This is a genomic window from Myxococcus sp. RHSTA-1-4, assembly GCF_020037125.1.
Lineage (GTDB): Bacteria > Myxococcota > Myxococcia > Myxococcales > Myxococcaceae > Myxococcus.
Map to the genome: position 1 here is coordinate 87,864 of NZ_JAIQDG010000038.1, position 19,166 is coordinate 107,029.

Annotated in this window: 15 protein-coding genes and 1 pseudogene; 8 read left to right on the forward strand and 8 right to left on the reverse strand. The window is 71.2% G+C overall.

Annotated elements, in window-relative coordinates; all coding sequences use genetic code 11:
* Window positions 1-3 precede the first annotated feature (3 nt).
* Window positions 4-1,002 (reverse strand): serine protease, encoded by a 999-nt coding sequence (locus K8638_RS36880; protein ID WP_223759414.1) that lies wholly within the window; start codon window positions 1,000-1,002, stop codon window positions 4-6.
* 130 nt (window positions 1,003-1,132) lie between these two features.
* Between K8638_RS36880 and uvrA the strand changes: the two genes are divergently transcribed.
* From uvrA to K8638_RS36895, 3 genes are all read left to right on the forward strand, one after another.
* Window positions 1,133-6,433, forward strand: coding sequence for an excinuclease ABC subunit UvrA (gene uvrA / locus K8638_RS36885; RefSeq protein ID WP_223759415.1), 5,301 nt, complete (start codon window positions 1,133-1,135; stop codon window positions 6,431-6,433).
* 34 nt (window positions 6,434-6,467) lie between these two features.
* Window positions 6,468-7,043, forward strand: coding sequence for a glutathione peroxidase (locus tag K8638_RS36890; protein WP_223759416.1), 576 nt, complete (start codon window positions 6,468-6,470; stop codon window positions 7,041-7,043).
* Window positions 7,044-7,221: 178 nt separating this feature from the next.
* Window positions 7,222-8,220, forward strand: a complete 999-nt coding sequence (locus tag K8638_RS36895) for a DUF5996 family protein (RefSeq protein WP_223759417.1) — start codon at window positions 7,222-7,224, stop codon at window positions 8,218-8,220.
* Between the two features lie 18 nt (window positions 8,221-8,238).
* On the opposite strand, the gene K8638_RS36900 is transcribed toward K8638_RS36895, so the two are convergent.
* The 4 genes from K8638_RS36900 to K8638_RS36915 form a co-directional block, all read right to left on the reverse strand.
* Window positions 8,239-8,844, reverse strand: a complete 606-nt coding sequence (locus K8638_RS36900; protein WP_223759418.1) for a DUF4136 domain-containing protein — start codon at window positions 8,842-8,844, stop codon at window positions 8,239-8,241.
* A gap of 85 nt (window positions 8,845-8,929) precedes the next feature.
* Window positions 8,930-9,448, reverse strand: coding sequence for a hypothetical protein (locus tag K8638_RS36905; RefSeq protein WP_223759419.1), 519 nt, complete (start codon window positions 9,446-9,448; stop codon window positions 8,930-8,932).
* Window positions 9,445-9,966 carry a zf-HC2 domain-containing protein gene (locus K8638_RS36910; RefSeq protein WP_223759420.1) on the reverse strand — a complete coding sequence of 174 codons (522 nt, stop codon included), beginning with the start codon at window positions 9,964-9,966 and terminating at the stop codon, window positions 9,445-9,447. Before K8638_RS36910 ends, K8638_RS36905 begins: the two co-directional genes overlap by 4 nt.
* Window positions 9,966-10,571 carry an RNA polymerase sigma factor gene (locus K8638_RS36915; RefSeq protein WP_225937900.1) on the reverse strand — a complete coding sequence of 202 codons (606 nt, stop codon included), beginning with the start codon at window positions 10,569-10,571 and terminating at the stop codon, window positions 9,966-9,968. Before K8638_RS36915 ends, K8638_RS36910 begins: the two co-directional genes overlap by 1 nt.
* 210 nt (window positions 10,572-10,781) lie before the next feature.
* Here K8638_RS36915 and K8638_RS36920 point away from each other — a divergent pair, with 210 nt between their 5' ends.
* The gene (locus K8638_RS36920) at window positions 10,782-11,360 is read left to right on the forward strand and encodes a TIGR02265 family protein (RefSeq protein ID WP_223759422.1); all 579 of its coding nucleotides are present in this window, start codon (window positions 10,782-10,784) and stop codon (window positions 11,358-11,360) included.
* Window positions 11,361-11,379: 19 nt separating this feature from the next.
* Here K8638_RS36920 and K8638_RS36925 read toward each other — a convergent pair whose 3' ends face one another.
* Entirely contained in the window at window positions 11,380-11,847 is a 468-nt protein-coding gene (locus K8638_RS36925) for a peroxiredoxin (protein WP_223759423.1), read from the reverse strand.
* A 410-nt stretch (window positions 11,848-12,257) separates the two neighbouring features.
* On the opposite strand from K8638_RS36925, the gene K8638_RS36930 reads away from it, so the two are divergent.
* The 4 genes from K8638_RS36930 to K8638_RS36945 all read left to right on the forward strand — a co-directional run bounded on the left by K8638_RS36930 (window position 12,258) and on the right by K8638_RS36945 (window position 17,977).
* Complete coding sequence (locus tag K8638_RS36930) at window positions 12,258-13,427, forward strand: YcaO-like family protein (protein ID WP_223759424.1); 1,170 nt, start codon at window positions 12,258-12,260, stop codon at window positions 13,425-13,427.
* Window positions 13,428-13,527: 100 nt separating this feature from the next.
* Window positions 13,528-14,709 carry a TfuA-like protein gene (locus tag K8638_RS36935; RefSeq protein ID WP_223759425.1) on the forward strand — a complete coding sequence of 394 codons (1,182 nt, stop codon included), beginning with the start codon at window positions 13,528-13,530 and terminating at the stop codon, window positions 14,707-14,709.
* Window positions 14,710-14,949: 240 nt separating this feature from the next.
* The gene (locus K8638_RS36940) at window positions 14,950-17,004 is read left to right on the forward strand and encodes a protein kinase (protein WP_223759426.1); all 2,055 of its coding nucleotides are present in this window, start codon (window positions 14,950-14,952) and stop codon (window positions 17,002-17,004) included.
* A 79-nt stretch (window positions 17,005-17,083) separates the two neighbouring features.
* The gene (locus K8638_RS36945) at window positions 17,084-17,977 is read left to right on the forward strand and encodes a DUF2381 family protein (RefSeq protein WP_223759430.1); all 894 of its coding nucleotides are present in this window, start codon (window positions 17,084-17,086) and stop codon (window positions 17,975-17,977) included.
* Between the two features lie 14 nt (window positions 17,978-17,991).
* On the opposite strand, the gene K8638_RS36950 is transcribed toward K8638_RS36945, so the two are convergent.
* Together K8638_RS36950 and K8638_RS36955 are read right to left on the reverse strand one after the other, a co-directional pair.
* The gene (locus tag K8638_RS36950; protein ID WP_223759427.1) at window positions 17,992-18,822 is read right to left on the reverse strand and encodes a type VI immunity family protein; all 831 of its coding nucleotides are present in this window, start codon (window positions 18,820-18,822) and stop codon (window positions 17,992-17,994) included.
* An 80-nt stretch (window positions 18,823-18,902) separates the two neighbouring features.
* Window positions 18,903-19,166, reverse strand: a pseudogene (locus tag K8638_RS36955) (hypothetical protein); the annotation flags it as partial.

Here is a 19,166-nt window from a genome sequence, read left to right on the forward strand (position 1 = left end):
GCGTCAGTTGAGGAGCCGCTTCGGAGGCGCCTTGCCAGCGGGGGGGCGCCTGGGGCGGGACTGCAGCCAGCGGTGGATGACGTCCAGCAGCCCGTCGAAGGTGTCGCGCAGGGCCCAGGCGCGGTCGTCCGCGCCGGACAGCTCCACGCAGCGCAGCAGCCCGTCGCGCAGCGCGCGCTGGGCGCCGGGACAGTCGCCGCGCTCGTCGATGAGCTGCTCGGCGGTGCGGGCGTAGAGCCGGTAGCAGCCCTCCACGTCGCCCCGGTTGTAGGCGGGGGCCCCCGCGTTGATGGCATGGCCCAGGGTGCTGGCGATGGACTCCACCGCGTCCATGGGGGCGCCCTCCAGCACGCTCAACGGATGCTGGGGCACCTGGCGCGCGCGCCCGGCCCGGCGCCTGGGGGCTTCCAGCGCGGACAGCGGCCAGGAGCCGGCGCCGCTCAGCATGGGCACCACGTAGCGGAAGGGGATGACCAGCCCCAGGGCGCGGCCATTGGCCAGGGCGGCGGTGGCCACGCCCACCACGTCGCCTCGTGAGTCCAGCACCGGGCTGCCCGAGGACTCCTCGGGCAGGGTGCGCTTCAATTCCAGCAGGGTGAGCCAGTCCCCCAGCACCTGCACCGCGCGCACCTCCTGCGAGCGCACCTCCGGGGCGGGGCCGCTCGCCCCACGCAGCACGTAGACGGTCTCCCCCTCGGCGGGCAGCGGCCGGGAGGACACCGCGAGCGCGGGCACCCTGTCCGGAAGGGGCAGCCGCAGGACGGCCAGGTCCCTCCGCTCGTCCACCGCCACCACCCGCACCACCTCCGAGCGCACGCCGTCTGCCAGCACCGCGCAGATGCCGCGCGCCCCCGCCACCGAGTGGAGGCAGGTGACGAGGTGGCCCTCCGCCGTGGCCACGAATCCGGACGCGGTGCGGCCCTCCACCTCCAGCACCACCAGTGAAGGCGTGGCCCGCACGATGGCGTCCCGGGGCGGAGTCCTGTCGGGGGCCTCGGACATGATGACCTCCTGCGTAAATCCCTGTTCTAGCAGTCCGCCTGCCTGGCACCCAACGTGGGAGGGGGCCCCTGTACTCCGGTCTTACTTGTCGTTGGCGCCGAAGTGTCTGGTCGTTAAACCTGCGACCTCCATGCACAAGACGCACCTCGTAGGCGCCCGCACGCACAACCTGAAGGACCTCTCCGTCGACCTCGCGGAAGGGGAGTTCGTCTGCATCACCGGGGTGTCGGGGTCGGGGAAATCCAGCCTGGCGCTGGACACGCTGTATGCGGAGGGGCAGCGGCGCTTCGTGGAGAGCTTCAGCCCGTATGCCCGGCAGTTCCTCGAGCGGCTGGAGCGGCCGCCCATGGACGCGCTCGAGCCGGTGGCGGCCGGCGTGGCGGTGGACCGGCGGGCCCCGGTGAAGAGCTCGCGCTCGACGGTGGCCACGCTGGCGGACGTGGAGCCGTACCTCTCCGCCCTCTTCACGCGCGAGGCGGTGCCGGTGTGCGGCACGTGCGGCGTGGAGGCGGTGCGCACGGACGCGCGCGTGGCGGCGGCGGCCGTCATCCGCGAGCACCCGGACGCGCAGGCCGTCCTCACCTTCCCGCTGCGCATTCCCGACACAGCGGCGTTCCTGGACGCGCGGGCGCGGCTGTTGAAGGACGGCTACCACCGGCTGGTGGTGCAGGGCGAGGTGAAGGAGCTGGAGTCGCTGAAGCCCTCCGAGGCCACGGACCCGGCCGGCGTGGCGCGGGTGGTGGTGGACCGGGTGAAGCTGGCGGACGCGCAGCTGTCGCGCGTGACGCAGGCGCTGGAGGACGCGTGGGCGCGCGCGGATGGCGAGGCCCTGGCCTTCGTGCCGGGCGTGGCGCCGGTGCGGCTGCGCAGGGGGCTGGTGTGTCCGAAGTGCGCGAAGGAGTTCGAGCCCGCGCGGCCCGGCCTCTTCAGCTACCAGTCGCCGGTGGGCGCGTGCGCCCCGTGCCGCGGCTTCGGCCGCACCATCGGCATCGACTGGGACAAGGTGATTCCCAACCCCACGCTGAGCCTGTCGAAGGGGGCCATCCGTCCCTGGTCCGGCCAGTCCACGACGTGGGAGCGGAACATGCTCCAGCGCTGGTGCCGGGCGCGGGGGATTCCCTGGGAGGCGCCGTGGGCGTCGCTGACGCCGGAGCAGCGGGAGCTGGTGCTGGAAGGCGAGGGGGACTACCACGACGGGCGGGCCTACCCGGGCGTGCGTGCGTGGTTCCGGTGGATGGAGGGGCGCACGTACAAGATGCACGTGCGCGTGCTGCTGGCGCGCTACCGCGCCTACACCCTGTGCGAGAGCTGCGGGGGCGCGCGGCTCAACGAGCAGGCGCGCGCGTACCGCGTGGGCGGGCTGGACCTTCCCTCGTGGCACGGGCTGGAGCTGACGGACGCGCTGGCGCGGCTGGAGGCGCTGCGCACCACGACGGGGCAGGGCGACCTGGCCCGTCGCGAGCTGGCGGGCCGCCTGCGCTACCTGCAGCGGGTGGGCCTGGGCTACCTCACGTTGGACAGGCCCGCCCGCACGCTGTCCGGCGGCGAGGCGCAGCGCGTGTCCCTCACCGCGGCGCTGGGCACGTCCCTCACCGGCGCGCTCTTCGTGCTGGACGAGCCCACCGTGGGCCTGCACCCGGGCGACGTGCCGCCGCTGACGGAGGCCATCGCCGAGCTGGCGGAGCGGGGCAACATCGCGCTCGTCATCGAGCATGACCCGCTGGTCATCCGCTCCGCGCACCGCGTGCTGGAGCTGGGCCCCGGGGCGGGGAAGCACGGCGGGAAGCTGTGCTTCGACGGCACGCCCGAGGCGCTGGCGAAGAAGGCGGACCTGCCCACCGGCCGGATGCTGGCCGGAGGCGGCGAGTCCCCGCGCACGCCGCGCCAGCGCACCGGCGAGCTGGTGGTGCGGGGCGCCCGCGAGCACAACCTGAAGGAGCTGTCCGTGCGCGTGCCGCTGGGCGTGCTGTGCGCGATTACGGGCCCCAGCGGCTCGGGCAAGAGCACGCTGATGGACGAGGTGCTCTACCGGCACGTGGCGCGGCGGCTGGGCGTGAAGGACGTGGAGGCCCCCGGCGCGGTGGACGCGGTGGAGGGACTGGAGGCGGTGGAGTCCGTCACCTTCGTGGACCAGTCCCCGCTGGGGCGCACGTCTCGTGGTAACGCGGCCACGTACACCAAGGCGTGGGACCGGCTGCGCGAGCGCTTCGCCGCCGAGCCCGACGCCGAGGTGCGCGGCCTCACCGCGGCGCACTTCTCCTTCAACGTGGACAAGGGCCGGTGCGAGGCGTGCTCGGGCGAGGGCTACGAGACGGTGGAGATGCAGTTCCTCGCGGACGTGGCGCTGCTGTGCGCGGCGTGCCGGGGCCGGCGCTTCAAGGAGGAGGTGCTCGCCGTCCGCCACCAGGGCTTCAGCGTGGCGCAGGTGCTGGAGCTCACGGTGGAGGAGGTGCTGCGGCACTTCGGTGACGACGCGGCCCTGCGGCGCACGCTGGGGCCGGTGGCGCGGCTGGGCCTGGGCTACCTGCCGCTGGGACAGCCGCTGTCCACGCTGTCGGGCGGCGAGGCGCAGCGCCTGAAGCTGGCGCGTGCCCTGGCCAGCGAGGCGAAGGGCACGCTCTTCCTCATCGACGAGCCCAGCGCCGGCCTGCACGCCGAGGACGTGCGCCATGTGATTGCCGCGCTGCACGAGCTGGTGGAGCGGGGCGCGAGCGTCATCGTCGTGGACCACGACGTGTCGGTGATGAAGGGCTCGGACTGGGTCATCGACCTGGGGCCGGTGGGCGGGCGCGACGGTGGCCGGCTGGTGGCGGAGGGCACTCCCGCCGACGTGGCGCGCGCGGAAGGCGCCACCGCGAAGGCGCTGCGGGGCGAGCACCGGCCGCTGGGGCGCTCGATGAAGCTTCGCCGGCCGGGGAAGGACGCGGTGCCCGCCATCGAGGTGGACCACGCGCGCGAGCACAACCTGAAGGAGATTTCCTGCCGGATTCCCCTGGGGAAGATGACCGTCGTGACGGGCCCGAGCGGCTCGGGCAAGAGCTCGCTGGTGTTCGACGTGGTGTTCGCGGAGGGGCAGCGGCGCTTCCTGGAGACGCTGAGCCCGTACGCGCGCCAGTTCCTCCCCACCATGCCGCGCCCGGACGTGGAGCGCATCGGCTCGCTGCCGCCCTCGGTGGCGCTGGAGCAGCGCACCTCGCGCGCGGGCGCCACCAGCACCGTGGCCACCGTCACCGAGGTGGCCCACTACCTGCGGCTGCTCTTCGCGAAGCTGGGCGAGCCGCACTGCCCTCACGACGACTCGCCCATCGCCGCCACCACGCCGGACGCGCTGTACGCGCAGCTCACCGCCATGAAGGGGGAGGGCACGGTGCTGGCGCCGGCGGTGCGCGCGCGCAAGGGCACGTACCTGGACGTCTTCGCCGCCGCGGCGCGCGCGGGCATCACCTCCGCGGTTGTCGACGGGAAGCTCTCCTCCACGGACGACCCGCCGAGGCTGGCCAAGACGCGTGAGCACGACATCGACCTCGTCATGTACGAGGGGAAGCTGGCGAAGCTGCCGCGTGACGTGTTCGACAAGGCCCTGGGCTGGGGCCAGGGCGCGCTGAAGGTGGGCGGAGGGAGGGGTGAGACGCTGCTGTCCACCGAGCGCACCTGCCCGAAGTGCGGCACGGCCGTGCCGGAGCTGGACCCGCGCTGGTTCTCCTTCAATACGAAGCAGGGCCGCTGCGAGTCCTGCGAGGGCACCGGCGTGGAGGGCGGCGCCGAGGCGATGGCCGAGGGCGAGGTGGCACCTTGCGAGACGTGCGAGGGCAGCCGGCTGGCCCCCATTCCGCGCGGCGTGCGGCTGGAGTCCGCGCGCTACCACGAGGTGGTACAGCAGTCCGTGGCCGCGGCGCTGGAGCGCGTGCGCGCGTGGAAGTTCAAGGGCGACAGGGCGCTGATTGGCGAGCCGTCCCGCCAGGAGTTGCTGCGGCGCCTGGAGTTCCTGGAGCGCGTGGGCCTGGGCTACCTGTCGTTGGATCGCAACGCGGCCTCGTTGTCGGGCGGGGAGATGCAGCGGTTGCGGCTGTCCGCGCAGCTGGGCGCGGGCCTCACCGGGGCGATGTACGTCCTGGACGAGCCCACCATCGGCCTGCACCCGCGCGACACGCACCGGCTGCTGGACAACCTCCGCGCCCTGGTGGCCACGGGCTCCACGGTGCTGGTGGTGGAGCACGACTCGGACACCATCCGCGCGGCGGACCACCTGCTGGATTTGGGCCCCACGGGTGGGCGGGGCGGCGGACACATCCTCGCGGAGGGGCCGCCGGACGTCGTCCTGGAGGGGGACTCCCCCACGGCCCGGGCGCTGCAAGGCGCGCAGGTGCGGCCTCCGTCCGGACGGGGCGAGCCGAAGCAGTGGATTGAGCTGAAGGGCGCGCGCGCCAACAACCTGAAGCGCGTGGACCTGCGGCTGCCGGTGGGACGGCTCAACGTCGTGTCCGGCGTGTCCGGCTCCGGGAAGAGCACGCTGGTGCGGCAGGTGCTGTACCCGGCGCTGCGCGAGGCGCTGGAACTCGTGACGGTGAAGCCGGGCGCCTTCGACGCGCTGCACGGGGTGGAGTCGCTGAAGCGGGTGTTGTCGGTGGACCAGTCGCCCATCGGGCGCACGCCGCGCTCGGTGCCGGCCACCTTCCTGGGCATCTGGGACGAGCTGCGCCGCGTGTTCGCGGCCACGCCCGAGGCGAAGATTCGCGGCTTCACGGCGGCGCGCTTCTCCTTCAACACGGCCAGCGGCGGCCGCTGCACCGTGTGCGAGGGGCAGGGCTCCATCTCCCACGAGATGTCCTTCCTCCCGGACGTGGTGACGCCGTGTGAGGCGTGCAACGGCGCGCGCTTCGACGCGGCCACGCTGGAGGTCCGCTACAACGGGCTCACCATCGGCGACGTGCTGCGGCTGTCCGCGGACGAGGCGAAGGACGTCTTCCGCGCGCTGCCCCGCGTGGCCGCGCCGCTGGCGTGCCTGGCCGACCTGGGCGTGGGGTACCTGCAGCTCGGCCAGGGCTCCAACACCCTGTCCGGCGGCGAGGCGCAGCGGCTGAAGCTGGCCGCCGAGCTGACGGCCACCGCGCGGCACGAGCCCACGCTGTACGTGCTCGACGAGCCCACCACGGGCCTGCACCTGGGCGACGTGGAGAAGCTCATCACCTTCATGGGCCGGCTGGTGGACCGTGGCGACACGCTGGTGGTCATCGAGCACCACCCGTCCGTCATCGGCGCGGCGGACCACGTGGTGGAACTGGGCCCCGAGGGCGGCGAGCAGGGCGGCTACATCGTCGGAGCGGGCACGCCCCGGGAGGTGGCGAAGCTGAAGACACCCACCGGCCGGGTGCTCAAGTCATTCTTTTCCGGTGACGACACACGGCCCCGGGCCTCGGCGAGAAGGGCGTGAAACGCGCGGGGGCGTCCGGCATCCTTGCGGCGGTATGCGAACCCTCCACTCCCTGACCGTTGCCGCGGCGCTCGCCGTCACCCCGGCGCTCGCCGCGGACACCCAGCCCTCGAAGTCTTCCACGGAAAAGAAATCCATGTCCTTCCATGACCTGTCCGCCAACCGCCTCGACGGCAAGCCCGAGAAGCTGTCCGGCTACCAGGGCAAGGTGGTCCTCGTGGTGAACACCGCGTCCGAGTGTGGCTACACGCCGCAGTACGCGGGCCTGGAGAAGCTCTACCAGGAGTACAAGGACAAGGGCGTCGTCGTGGCGGGCTTCCCCTCCAACGACTTCGGGGGCCAGGAGCCGGGCAGCGCGGAGGAGATCAAGAAGTTCTGCGAGCTCCGCTACAAGGTGACCTTCCCCATGTTCGAGAAGGTGAAGACGAAGGGCGAGGGCCAGTCCCCCGTCTACGCCTTCCTGTCGAAGGACCACCCCGCGCCCAAGTGGAACTTCCACAAGTACGTGGTGGGCAAGGACGGCCAGGTGAAGGCCGCCTTCCCCAGCGCGGTGACGCCGGACAGCGCCGAGCTCAAGGCGGCCATCGACAGCGCGCTCGCGCAGAAGTAGCCGTCCCCGGGGCGGCGAGGGGGCAATCGCTGGCCGCGCCCCCCGTACTTCGAGGGGATTCGCGGGGCCTGACGCTCCGCCCCCCGTCTTCATGGCATGCGGCCCGCGCGGGCCGCATGGCACGGGCGTGGGCACGGGCCCATCCTCAAGGCGGACCTGGCCTGTGGGGAGAGGCAGCATGGCCTTCGCTTCGACACCCGACGTGGACACGCTGAAGGAGGCGTGGCCGGAGTTGCCTCTGGAAGCGTGGAGGGACAGCTACGCCACGCTGCACCGGTACACGCAGATTCTAGGGAAGGTGAAGCTCGCGCTCACTCCCACGGAGAACCACTGGTGGAACGTGGCGTTCCGGGTGACGGCGCGGGGGCTGACGACGGGGCTCATTCCCTACGGGAATGGCGGTTTCGAGGTGGACTTCGACTTCCTCGCGCACGAGCTGCTCTTCCGGACGAGCCAGGGAGACACGCGCGTGCTCGGGCTGGAGTCCCGGCCCGTGGCGGAGTTCTACCGGGACGTCATGGCGACGCTGCGCTCGCTCGGTGTCGAGGTGCGCATCTGGGACACGCCGGTGGAGATTCCCGACGACACCACCCGCTTCAGCGAGGACAGGCACCACGCCACCTACCAGCCGGAGTACGTCCAGCGCTGGTGGCGGGCCCTGCTGCAGTCGTCGCTCGTGCTGGAGGAGTTCCGGGCGCGCTTCACCGGCAAGTGCAGCCCGGTCCATTTCTTCTGGGGGAGCTTCGACCTGGCGGTGACGCGCTTCTCCGGCCGCTCCGCGCCGGAGCGCCCCGGGGCGGACCTCATCACCCGCGAGGCGTACTGCGAGGAGGTCTGCAGCGCCGGCTTCTGGCCCGGCACCCCGGAGGCGAAGGGCGCCGCCTACTACTGCTACGCCGCCCCGGAGCCGGAGGGCTTCCCGGCCGCGAGCGTCCGTCCCGGCGGGGCCCGGTACGATTCGGGCTTCAAGGAGTACCTGCTGGCCTACGACGAGGTCCGGCGGTCCGGGGACCCGAGGTCGTCCCTGCTCGACTTCCTGCAGAGCACCTACGAGGCGTGCGCGGACCTGGGCGGGTGGGACCGTGCGCGGCTGGAGCGGCCCCTGTACCTGCCCGAGCATGCGGCCGCGAGCCGCGCCCCGGAAGGGGCCACGCTTCCCGAGCAGCCCGCGCACTGAGGGAGGCCGCGGACGGCGTCAGTGCTTCCCGGCCTCGGGCGGGAAGTCCGCGAGCAGCTTCGAGGCGGCCTTGTCCAGCCAGACCTGTACGTCACCCTCCTTGGCCCCTTCCGACAGCTCTCCCTGGGCCCGGCCATGCCACACGGGCCTCCTCGTGCCGGCATCCAGGATGTCGAGGTCGAGCACGCCCTTGGGGACCTCGGTGTCGACTGGACGGGGCCTCGTGGTGGGGGCGGTGTAGAGGCCCTCGGACGTGCGGCGCCGGGGGTCCATCGGGTCCATCGGCGGGTCCCGGGGACCCTGGCTGAGGCCCTCCATGCGAATCACCGTGCCCGTGAGGGCACCGCCCCAGCGGATGAGGAAGTCCGGGGTGGCGCTGGCCTCGACCCGCTGGTAGCCGCGGGACTGGAGGTACGCGTCGACCGACTTCTCGACACTCACGCGGGTGCCGGGACTGAAGGCGTGCTGCTCCTCGCCCGGCGACGGGGGCTTCCAGGCATAGGTGCGGTAGCCACCCGCGGCCCGTGCGGCGCTGGCGTCGTGCTGGGTCTTCACGTCGATGTGCCCGCAGGCGGCGAGCAGCAGGGCCAGGAGCGGGGGAGTGAGTCGGAGCAACGTCCGCACGGGCATCTCCTTGGGAAGTGGGGCGGTGAATCTACCCGGCCCACTTCGGGGCTTCGACTGCTCTCGAGGCCGATGAGGCCCGGCGTCAGTCCCCGGCGGCCGGTGTCTCCTGCTCGCCGTGCCGCTTCCACTTGAGCCTCATCTTCCCCTCGGTGCGCGCCAGGGTGAGCGCCAGCTTCGCCCGCTTCTCCGGAGGCAGCTCCCTGGCGAGCGCCTGGTACATCTCCTTGTCGAGCACCGCGATGCGCTCTCGCGCCTCGAAGGCGCGCTGGGCGGCCGCGTCCACGTGCGGCAGGGCCGTGCTGTCACCCCGGGCCGCCAGATGGAGGATGCGCGCGGCCTCCCGCACCTGCTCGCGCAGGGGACGGCGCTTCTCGTCGAAGGCGCGCAGCGTCTGCTCCATCTTCAGCGCCTGCGCGTTGTCCAGCTCCAGCGCGGCGGACAGCGCCAGCACCTGCCGCAGCCGCTGCCGCTGCTCCCGGCGCTCCATGCGCTCCACGTCGCGGGCTTCCCCGCGCTCCTCCCGCGGGGGCTGCGCTCCCGCCACCAGGGGCAGCAGCGCCAGCACCAGCGCCGCCATCCGCGTCCGCCTCATCGTCCTCACAGCGTCTCTCCCAGGTCGAGGTCCGGGTCCTCGTCTTCCAGTGCGTCGCCTTCCTCCAGCGCGCCCCAATCCTCGTCGAGCGGCTCCAGGCCGGCCCAGGCCTCGATGGCGGCCATCGTCTCCGCGTCCACCTCCGCCTCGGCGGCGGCCTTGGCCGTGGGCTCCACGGGGCCATTCTCGTCGCCAGTGCTCCAGAAGAGGGCCGGCACCAGCAGCAGCAGGGTTGCCGCCGCCACCGCCATCAGCGCGCCGAGCGTCCGCAGCCCCAGCCCCCGGTGCCGCGAGTCCCACCGCCAGGCCGCCAGCGTGCGCTGGGGCAGCTCCTGCACCACGGCCTTCTCCTCCGAGGTGAGCGGGGGAAGCTCCGCGAGCGCGAGCACGTCCACCGTCGACGCGAGCGCCTCGCGGCACCCGTCGCACGTCTTCACGTGCTGGCCCACCCGGGCGGCCTCCTCGTTCTCCAGGGCGCCGGTGGCGTGCAGGTCCAGCAGCACCTCGTATTCAGGGCACGCGGCCATCAGCTCTTCTCCTCGGGCGCGCCCACCTGCGCCTTCAACCGCTTCACCGCGTGGTGGAACTGCACCTTCGCGTTGTTCTCCGTGATGCCCAGCGTCTGGGCGATGTCCTTGAACGACAGCCCGCCGTCCACCCGGAGCGTCAGCACCTCGCGCTGGCGCCGGGGGAGGGCGAGCACCGCTTCACGCACCTGCCGCTGCTGCTCGCTCCGCTCCAGCCCTTCCTGCGCCGACTCCGCCGGGTCCGCCGCCGTGGCCTCCGTGCCCGTCTGCACCAGCACCGGCCGCCACCGCTGTCCCTGCCGCGCGTGGTTCTTCGCCAGGTTGAGGGCAACGCGCACCAGCCAGGCCCGGAAGGGCGCGGGCCCCGCGGGCGTGAAGCGCGAGAACACACGGCGTGACGCCTCCAGCGCTCGCAGGAAGGCCGCCTGTACCAGGTCCGCCGCGTCCTCCGGGCGAGACACGTAGCGCCGCACCAGCGAGAAGACGAGCGAGCGGTGCCTCGTCACCAGCGTCTCGAAGGCCGCCGGCTCTCCGTCCAGGAAGGCGCGGCACAACTCCTCGTCCGTCGCCCGCGCCAGTCCCGGCCGGGCGACGCGCGAGGGCATCGCCACCACCCGTCCACCTGTGTCCCCGGTACCCACGACTCCTCCAACCCCCAGACCGCCGAAAGGTTATTTACAGGGCGGTTTTGTCCCCGAGTTTACAGATTGCGCAGGAAATCCAGCATGTTGGAGGACAAGGAGGCAGCCGCCGCGATTGCTGCCCTGGTGTCGCCACTGACACAATGAGCGCATTGCTGACACCAGGGACGGGGCATGGTGACGGAAGGCTCTAGCTCTCGCATCAAGGGTGGAGTGCTCATCTCCCGGCTGAACATGCTGCGCCACCACGGCGGGCAGTCGCGGGTGGACGAGGTGCTGCGGCGGCTTCCGCCGGAGGACCAGGCGCTCTTGCGGAAGATGATCCTCCCCATCGCCTGGTATCCGCTGGAGCTCAACCTGCGGCTGGACACGGCCATCGCGGAGGTGATGTCGCCGGAGGACAAGCGGCGGGCCTTCATCGACATGGGCCGGGCTTCCGCCGAGGAGGCGCTCCACGGCGCGCAGCACGTCTTCGTCCGTCCCGGGGACCCGCAGTTCCTGCTGAGCCAGGCGCCGCAGATCTACCGTTTCTATTACGCGGTGGGCTCGCGCACCTACGAGCAGAAGGGACCCAACGCCGCCGTGCTGCGCACCTTCGGCGCGGAGAACGTCACCGAGACGGACTGCCTGACCATCATCGGCTGGCACGAGCGGGCCATCGAGCTGTCGGGTGGCCGCGCGGTGAGCGCCGCGCACCCCGTGTGTCGCGCCCGGGGCGGGCCGCACTGTGAATACCACTTCGACTGGAAGTGAGGCGCGTGGCCTCCGGCCCTCAGGCGGGTGAGGCGGGCAGCGGATTGGCGCGCAGGTAGCGGAGCACGTCGTCCAGGTGCCGGTACACGCGCACCTCGTGGCGGATGATGTGCTCGATGCGGCCGTGCGGGTCGATGATGAAGGTGATGCGCCGGTCCACGTTGAGCACGGGCCAGAGCGCGGCATAGGCGCGGCTGATGTCGCGGCTCTCGTCGCCGAGGAGGGGGAAGTGGATGTCCTCCTTCTCGGCGAACTCGCACTGCGTGCGCTGCGTGTCCACCGACACGCCGACCAGCTCCGCGCCCAGCTCCTTCACGAGCAGGTGGTTGTCGCGGAACGCCCGGTTCTCGATGGTGCAGCCGATGGTGAAGGCCTTGGGGAAGAAGAACAGCACCACGCGCCGGCCGCGCAGGGAGGACAGCCGCAGGGGAGCGCCCCGGCAGTCGGTGGCGGTGAAGTCCGGAGCGGGGTCTCCGACGGCTGGCATTCCGGTGGGTCCCTTCCTGATGGGCCGGGGGCGGCCCACCCCTACCATGTTTTGAAGAGAACCCGCTGCCCGGGTTGCCTCGTTCCGAAGTGCCAGCCATGCGCGTCGTGAAGTGCCTTCATCGTGTCCGAAGACATCAAGGATGCCTTGGAGCAGGCGGGCATCACGGGCACTCGGTTCGTGGATGTCACCGGCCCCAACCCAGCGGCGAGTGAGGAATCTTCATCCGACCAGCGGCACCTCGCCCGCCTGCGGCGGATGGACGAGGCTTGGCGGGACGGGCGAGCTGGCGCGTCGCTTCGCCCGGGAGAGTGATGCCCCGCACCTGTCCCGCTCGTGGCGCAAGCCCGTGGTGTGAGCACTCCATCCACACCGGTACGCGCGCCGGTTTCGAGATAAGGTCCGCGCCCGTGAGGCCTACCAGGGACGTCTTTTCCTCGAAGGAGTTTCCCACCCGCCTGGCCCGGGCGATGGGCGTGACGCGGGTGGCGCGTGTCACGGGACTGGACCGGACGGGTGTGGAGGTGGCGTGCGCCGTGAGGCCCGGAGGCCACGTCCTGCAGGTGTGCAATGGCAAGGGCCTGACGTACTCCGACGCCTTGTGGGGCGCGCTGCTGGAGACGGCCGAGCTATGGGCGGCGGAGACGGTGGTGCCGGGCCGGCTGTCATGGGGCTCCCGGGCCGAGCTGGACGGCCGGTCGGGCTCCTTCTGGGGCGCGGAGTCGCTCGGCTCGGCGGGTGCGCTCGTGGAGCCGCGCTTGTGGGGAGACGGGGTGCGCTGCGCGTGGCGCGAGGCCACGGAGCTGCACTCGGGACGGCCGGTGTGGGTGCCGGCCCAGGGAATCCACGTCCCGCCGCCGGGGGGCCCTTCGCTGGGCCCCGTGGCCGCGGCGTGGACGAGCAATGGCTCCGGAGCGCATCCGGATGCGAGCCAGGCCCTGCTTCACGCGCTGCTGGAGGCCACGGAGCGGGACCAGCTCGCGCGGGCGCTGCCGGAGGGGTGGACGGAGGAGGTGGTGCGGCGGCGCCTGCTGCGGCCGACGGAGCTTGCGAGCGGGGCGCCTCGCACGGCGGAGCTTGCGGGCCGGCTGCGGGAGCGGGGCTTCGGCGTGTACCTCTTCGATGCCACGCCCTCCCTTCGTGCACCGGGCACGGTGGGGCTGCCGGTGGGCGCGGCGGTGCTGGTGGACCTGGAGGAAGGGCCGGTGCCGCTCACCGCGGGTTATGCGTGCGCCATGGGGCGGGACGAGGCGCTGCTGAAGGCCCTGCTGGAGGCGGCGCAGTCGCGGCTGACGGACATCCACGGTGCGCGAGAGGACGTGGCCTCGGCGGACCGTGAGGCCGCGCGGGGCTTCGCCGAGGCGTGTGCCCACGTACGGCCGAGACGCCGGGCCGAGGACATGCCCGACCTGGGCGCGCGGGCCCGGGCTCCGGCCGGGCGGAGGGTGCGGCACGTGCTGGAGTTGATGAAGCGCGCCGGCTTCGCGAGGGTGGCGGCGGTGGAGCTGGACTCGCCCGTGGCGGGCCTGCACGTGAGGCGTGTGGTGGTGCCGGGGATGCGCATCTCGGAGCTTCTATGAGGCAGCGAGCGGACGCGCGGAGGCGCCTCCCGGGCCCGCCAATGCCCGCGAAGGAGGCGAGGGTGGTGGTGATGAAGCGAATGTGCATCTCGGAGCACTCATGAGCCGGCGAGCGGATGAGCTGGTGGTCTTCCTGGGCCCCTCGCTGTCTGCGGACGAAGCGCGGCGGCTGGCGCCGTGTACCGTGCTGCCTCCCGCGCGTCAGGGCGACGTATGGCGGGCGCTGAGCCTGCGACCCCGGGCCATCGCCCTGGTGGACGGCGTCTTCGAGGCGCAGCCGTCGGTGTGGCATCACGAGGTGCTGGCGGCGCTGGAGGCGGGCGTGGCCGTCTTCGGCGGGGCGAGCATGGGCGCGCTGCGCGCGGCGGAGCTGGCACCGCACGGCATGGTGGGCGTGGGGCGCATCTTCGGGTGGTACCGGGACGGGGTGGTGGTGGACGACTCGGAGGTGGCGCTGCTGCACGCCGACGCGGAGCACGGGTGGCGGCCGCTCACGGTTCCGCTCGTCAACGTGCGGCACGTGGCCGAGTGCGCGAGGGCCGCCCGGGTCCTCGGCCGCGACGCCGCGAGGATGCTGGTCGAAGCGGCGGAGGCGCTGTTCTACCAGGAGCGCACGTGGCCCCGGTTGCTGGAGCAGGTGCGCCCACGCTGGTCCGAGTCCGTGCGCGCCGCCTGGGAAGCGTGGTTCCCGCGAGGCGCGGAGGACCTGAAGCGGCTGGACGCCATCGCCTGCCTCCAGGCCGCGGCGGAGCTGGTGGCCTCGGGAGCGCCCATGCTGGTGGGGGCGCGGCAGTCGCCCTCGTCACTGGTGCGCCGCCGGCGGCTGGTGGACGACGTGACCCGGGTCCGGGGAGGTGAGGTGTCCTCGGGGCGGGTGCTGGATGCGCTGCGCGAGGCCCCGGATGCCGTCGAGCTGGCCGAAGCGGGCCTGCGCAGGGCGCTGCTCGCGGGCTGGGCGCGGACGTTGGGGTTGACCGTCACCGCCGACGAGGTGGCGGAGGAAGAGGCCGCGTGGTGGGAGCAGCGCGGCGTGGCACCGGAGCGGCGCGAGGCGGTCCTGGCCGCGAGCGGGCTGGACGCCATGGGACTGCGGCGGCTGTGCGAGGAGCTCGCGCTGGAGCGGCTCGTCCTGGAGCACGCGCCCCGGCTGCTTCCGGACGGCCCCTCCTGGGACGAGGCCCTGGCCGCCGAGGCCCGGCTGAGGGGCCGCTGGGCGAAGGCCGCGCGGGACGTGGCCCGGGAGGACGCGGAGGAGCCGACGGGGGACGTCGGGTCGGACTGAGACGGGGCACCCACCTCGCGGGTGGGAAGATTAGTGACAGACCCGCGAGAATGGGTAGAGTCAACCTCGGAGGTTGCCCTTGTCCAGCCCCGCGCCCTGGGTGGTTCCGAGTCCTCTCGTGCTCCTCACGCCGGTGACGGCCGTGCCGTCGCGCCGTGACTCGCGCGCGGGGTGGGAGTCCTTGGCGGTGGTGCGAGAGGGACCGACCTGCCAGGTGGTGTCGGTCCAGGAGGCGTGGACGTGAGGTCTCCGCCGTTCCACCCGGACCAGCTGGTGCCGGACAGCGAGGTGGGGCCGTGGCGCGTGGTGGCGTCACTGGGGGCGGGAGGCTTTGGCCGGGTCTTCAAGGTGGAGCGGGGAGGGCGCTTCTACTCGCTGAAGATGGCGCTCCGTCCTGCCGGGCCGCACGCGGCGGAGGAGGAGGACGTCAACGGGCGGCTGGCGCACGAGGTGGCCGCGCTGCTGGCCTGCGCGCCGCACCCGAACCTCCCTCGGCTCCACGCGGTGGACCGGTGGCCTGAGCCGCCCGACGGCTACCTGTACTTCGTCACCGACTACATCGACGGTGAGACGTTCCATGAGTGGCGCTGGCGGGTGAAGCCCACGGCGGCGCACCTGCTCTCCGTGTTCACGGAGGTGGTGCGCGTGGTGGCGGACCTGCACCGGCGCGGGATGCACCACCGCGACCTGAAGGGCGACAACCTGCTCATCCGCCGCGAGGACGAGCGGCCGTTCCTCATCGACCTGGGCACGGTACGGGTGCCGGGGGCGACGGCGCTGACGGTGGGGGTGGCTCCGGCCTCGCCCCACCTGCTGCCTCCCGAGTGCGTGGCCTTCCTGCGAGAGGGGGCCTGGCAGCGGGGGGCGTACTTCGACGCGGGCGTCCCGGGGGACCTCTACGCCCTGGGCGCGCTGCTGTACGAGGCGCTCACGGATGGCTACGCGTTCGATCCGAAGCTTCCGTATGACCGGCTGCTGCCGGCGATTGAGACGGTGACGCCGCGGGCGCCACACGTCGTGAATCCGAAGGTGCCACGAGCCCTGGGCGACGTCGCCATGCGCTTGCTGGCGAAGCACCCTGATGACCGCTATCCGAACACGGAGGCGCTGCTCCAGGCGCTCTGGGACGTGGCGAAGGAGAAGCGCCAGCCCGCGTGGAGGGTATCGCTGGACCGGCCTCCCGAGGTCGAGGCGCAGGGGGCGAGTGAGGACACGCCGCGCGTGCGGATGGTGCCGGAGTTGGTGCGTGCGCCGCCGGACACGTTGAAGCCGCCGGAGTCCGACGCGCTCGTGGAGTCCGGACATGCCGCGGGGCTCACGAGCGCGCGGGAGCCTTCGTCGCCAGTCACCGTGGATCCGCTGGAGACCTTCGCCTCCACGCCGCTTCAGGGGCGCGGAGACGCGGCGCCAGCGTCCGTGCTGCCCAGGGGGGGGGGAGAGGAGTCTCCCGCATCCGTTGCGGCGCCTTCGCGGCGAATGAGCCGCGGTGCCGTCGTGGGACTCGGGGTGGGCGTGCTGATGGTCCTGGGCTTCGTGGCCTTCGGGCTGACCCGTTCTGCGCCGTCGCCGGAGGGGGCGACGGCGCCCATGCAACCTCCCTCTTCCGAGAAAGGAAGTTCCGCTGTGACGAGCCGTGCTCCGAGTTCTCCCGATGCGTCAGTTCTCGCGGTCGTGCCATCTGTCCCCGATGCGGGGGCTGCCCTGGAGGCGGGCCTGCAGGCCTCAGCGCCGACGACGGGCGCTGCCGAGAGGGCCGCAGTCGCGCCTCCCCCGTCGAAGCGACCGTCGGCGCGCAGCACCCTGGCCAAGGCAACCGCTGTGGCCTGCATCGCAACGGCTTGTGCTGGAGGCCCCCAGGTTCGCACCGGGCCTCCCGAGATGCCGTGCCCCGAGGAGCGCCTGCCGATCATGCGGGAGCTGGGGCTGGCGCCCCCCCGGCTCATCAGCAGCATTCAAGATCTCTCGTTGTTGGCGGATCGTAACAAGGCTCCGATTCCGGTGCCGCCGGATGGACCGGTCACCGTCCATGTGATTCAAGATATTCCACATGTGGATATCCCGAAGGGGTCCGTCTTCCACGGCGAGCTCTTCCGAGGGAAGGACCGCGTCTATGCCTGGGTGACCGAACTGGTGATGCCTGACGGCAGGCGCCTCCCCATCTGCGCTAACCTCGTGGAGGACCCAAACAGGGAAACCCTGGGGGTCCCCTTTGCCAAGGGCAGTACTCCTGAAAGGCCGATGATGTCTCCTCGAGTCGACCTGGCGACGTCCTTCTATTTCGGAAGACTCAGGTGATGGGCGCTACGAGCCCGATGCGCCATGGATGTGCTCCTTATGAGAGGTCCCCATCTTGTCTGTCTCGCCTCCCTTCGCCTTGCTGACATGGGGACTGCTGCTGGCGTCAGGGGCCTGGGCCGCTGACTCGGAGGTTTCAGCTCTCACGTCTGGGGTTCGCCGTATCGAGCTGCGTGCTGCCCCGTCTTCTTCGCTGCCCGAAGTTCGCATCGGTCCGGGACTGTCCACGACAGTGTTCTTCGATTCGCGGATCGCACCCGAGTATGTGGTGCTGGAGGGACGCGAGCGCTTCCAGCGGGTCGGAATCGCGGATGACCACCTCGCGCTCATCCCCTCGGGGACCTTTCGGCATGGGGAGCGGCTGCGGCTGGAAGTCCGTTTCCATGATGATGCGGCTCCAGAGCGTGCCGCCGTCATGCTGGTGGTGGATGCCTCTCATGTGGAGCGTCAGGTCGAGGTCTACCGCCAGCCGCGCTCTGCGGAGTCCTACCGACAGGAAGTCGAGGAACTGAGAGCGGGGGGACTACGGCTCCAGCGTGAAGTCGACAGGCTGCGGTTGACCCGGGCTCCCACAGGGGGGATTGAAGCGCTGGTGGCCTCAATGAGAGGGTCGGATGTCTTCCAGTTGAGGAGGGTGTCCTACCAACGGGTGGAGAGTCCGGCACCGCTCTCTGTTTTTTTCACGGACGTCGTCACCCTGGCCGAAACGTGGGCTGGACTTCGGGTGTCCCTGGAGATGTGGGAGCCAGGGCCGGACTGGACGGCGGCGGGGGCCTCACTCGTGGATGCTCGGGGCCACATCGTGAAGGTTCTTCGTCCGTGGCAGCAGGAACCTCTCCGGTTCAAGGAGGACCGCATCATCGTGATTCCCGGGGAGCAGGCGAAAACGCTTCCGCGGGGGCGCTATACCCTCAAGCTATGGGACGAGGGCGGCGGCAGGCCCGTGACCATCGAGGGCATCGAAGTGCCGTGAGCTGCCGCGCGGAGTCAGTCGAGGAAGCGGCGCTCCCAGCGGAGCCTGTCCGCCGAAGAGAAGTCGTAGTGGACGAAGTCCTGCGGATTGCAGTGGTAGAGCCAGGGCTCCAGGACATGGGCCAGCTCGCGGTAGGCGGGGAGGTCCTTGCCAGCCTCCAGGTCGCCGGCCTCCGGCCACTGCCCGAGTGTCACCACTGCGCGGTCATCAGCGAGTTGCTGGACAGTCGTACCTGGCGAAGCCAATCGAGCCCGAAGACCTTCCGCGCCACCCAGTTCACCCAGGACGGGATTGCTCAGGAAGGTGAGCCAGTACGCACCGGGGACCCGCGTGCCAATATCCCAGGAAGCCCTGCTCTCGAGCATGTCCATTCCCGGGTAACGGAAGCAGTGTTTGTAAAGCTGTCGAGAGACATCTGCGGATTGAGCGAACAGGTTGAATGAAAGGCTTGCGTAGCCCGAGTGGAAGGGAAGGTGCGAAGCCACCTGCAAGGCCAGTTCGCGCACCTGTCCTGGTCCTCGCTGCTCCAGGAACTCCACCGGGAGCACGAATGTGGCGACACTCGCGAGTCTCGGGTCGTCAAGCAGACCTGGCTCTTCCTTCGATATCCCGCAGTACTCGAACCGGAGGCTCCCGACGTCATCTGGACGGTCCACCAGGGTGGCAAAGAAGGAGTGGTGCTTGAGCAGGTCTTGCCGGAAGCGCTCCCACGCATTCGCGTCGAGTTTTTGCCAATTGCCCTCCAGTCCCGGATACCAGGCGAGTGCATCAGGGCCTGCTGCCTTCGTGTACGTGTCCAGTGCGCATAGCACGCCGGGCGCGAACTCCTGGTGAGATCGATGCATGAAGAATCGAAGGACGAGACTGTTCGGGACTGGCACATCCTGGCCTTGGACGTGGACCCGAATGCTTGGATATCGCTTGCTCATCTGAACACGCCCTTGGGAGTCACTCGAGCAGAGGATGCTCTGAGTACCTTCTCGTATGCGGCCCCCTGGTTCAGGACCTGGAGGGAGTTGCCTGAAGGGTAGTCTCTCCATTGAGGGTTGTTCCTCTCGGGGCACGGGAACTTGAAGTCATAAACCCTCTGTGCCTGGAGAGGATTGCCCGTATGGATGACGACGTCGGGCACTACCGAGCCCACGAGTTCCTTGCCTCCGTTGCGCAGCATCCTCAGCTCCGTCTCATG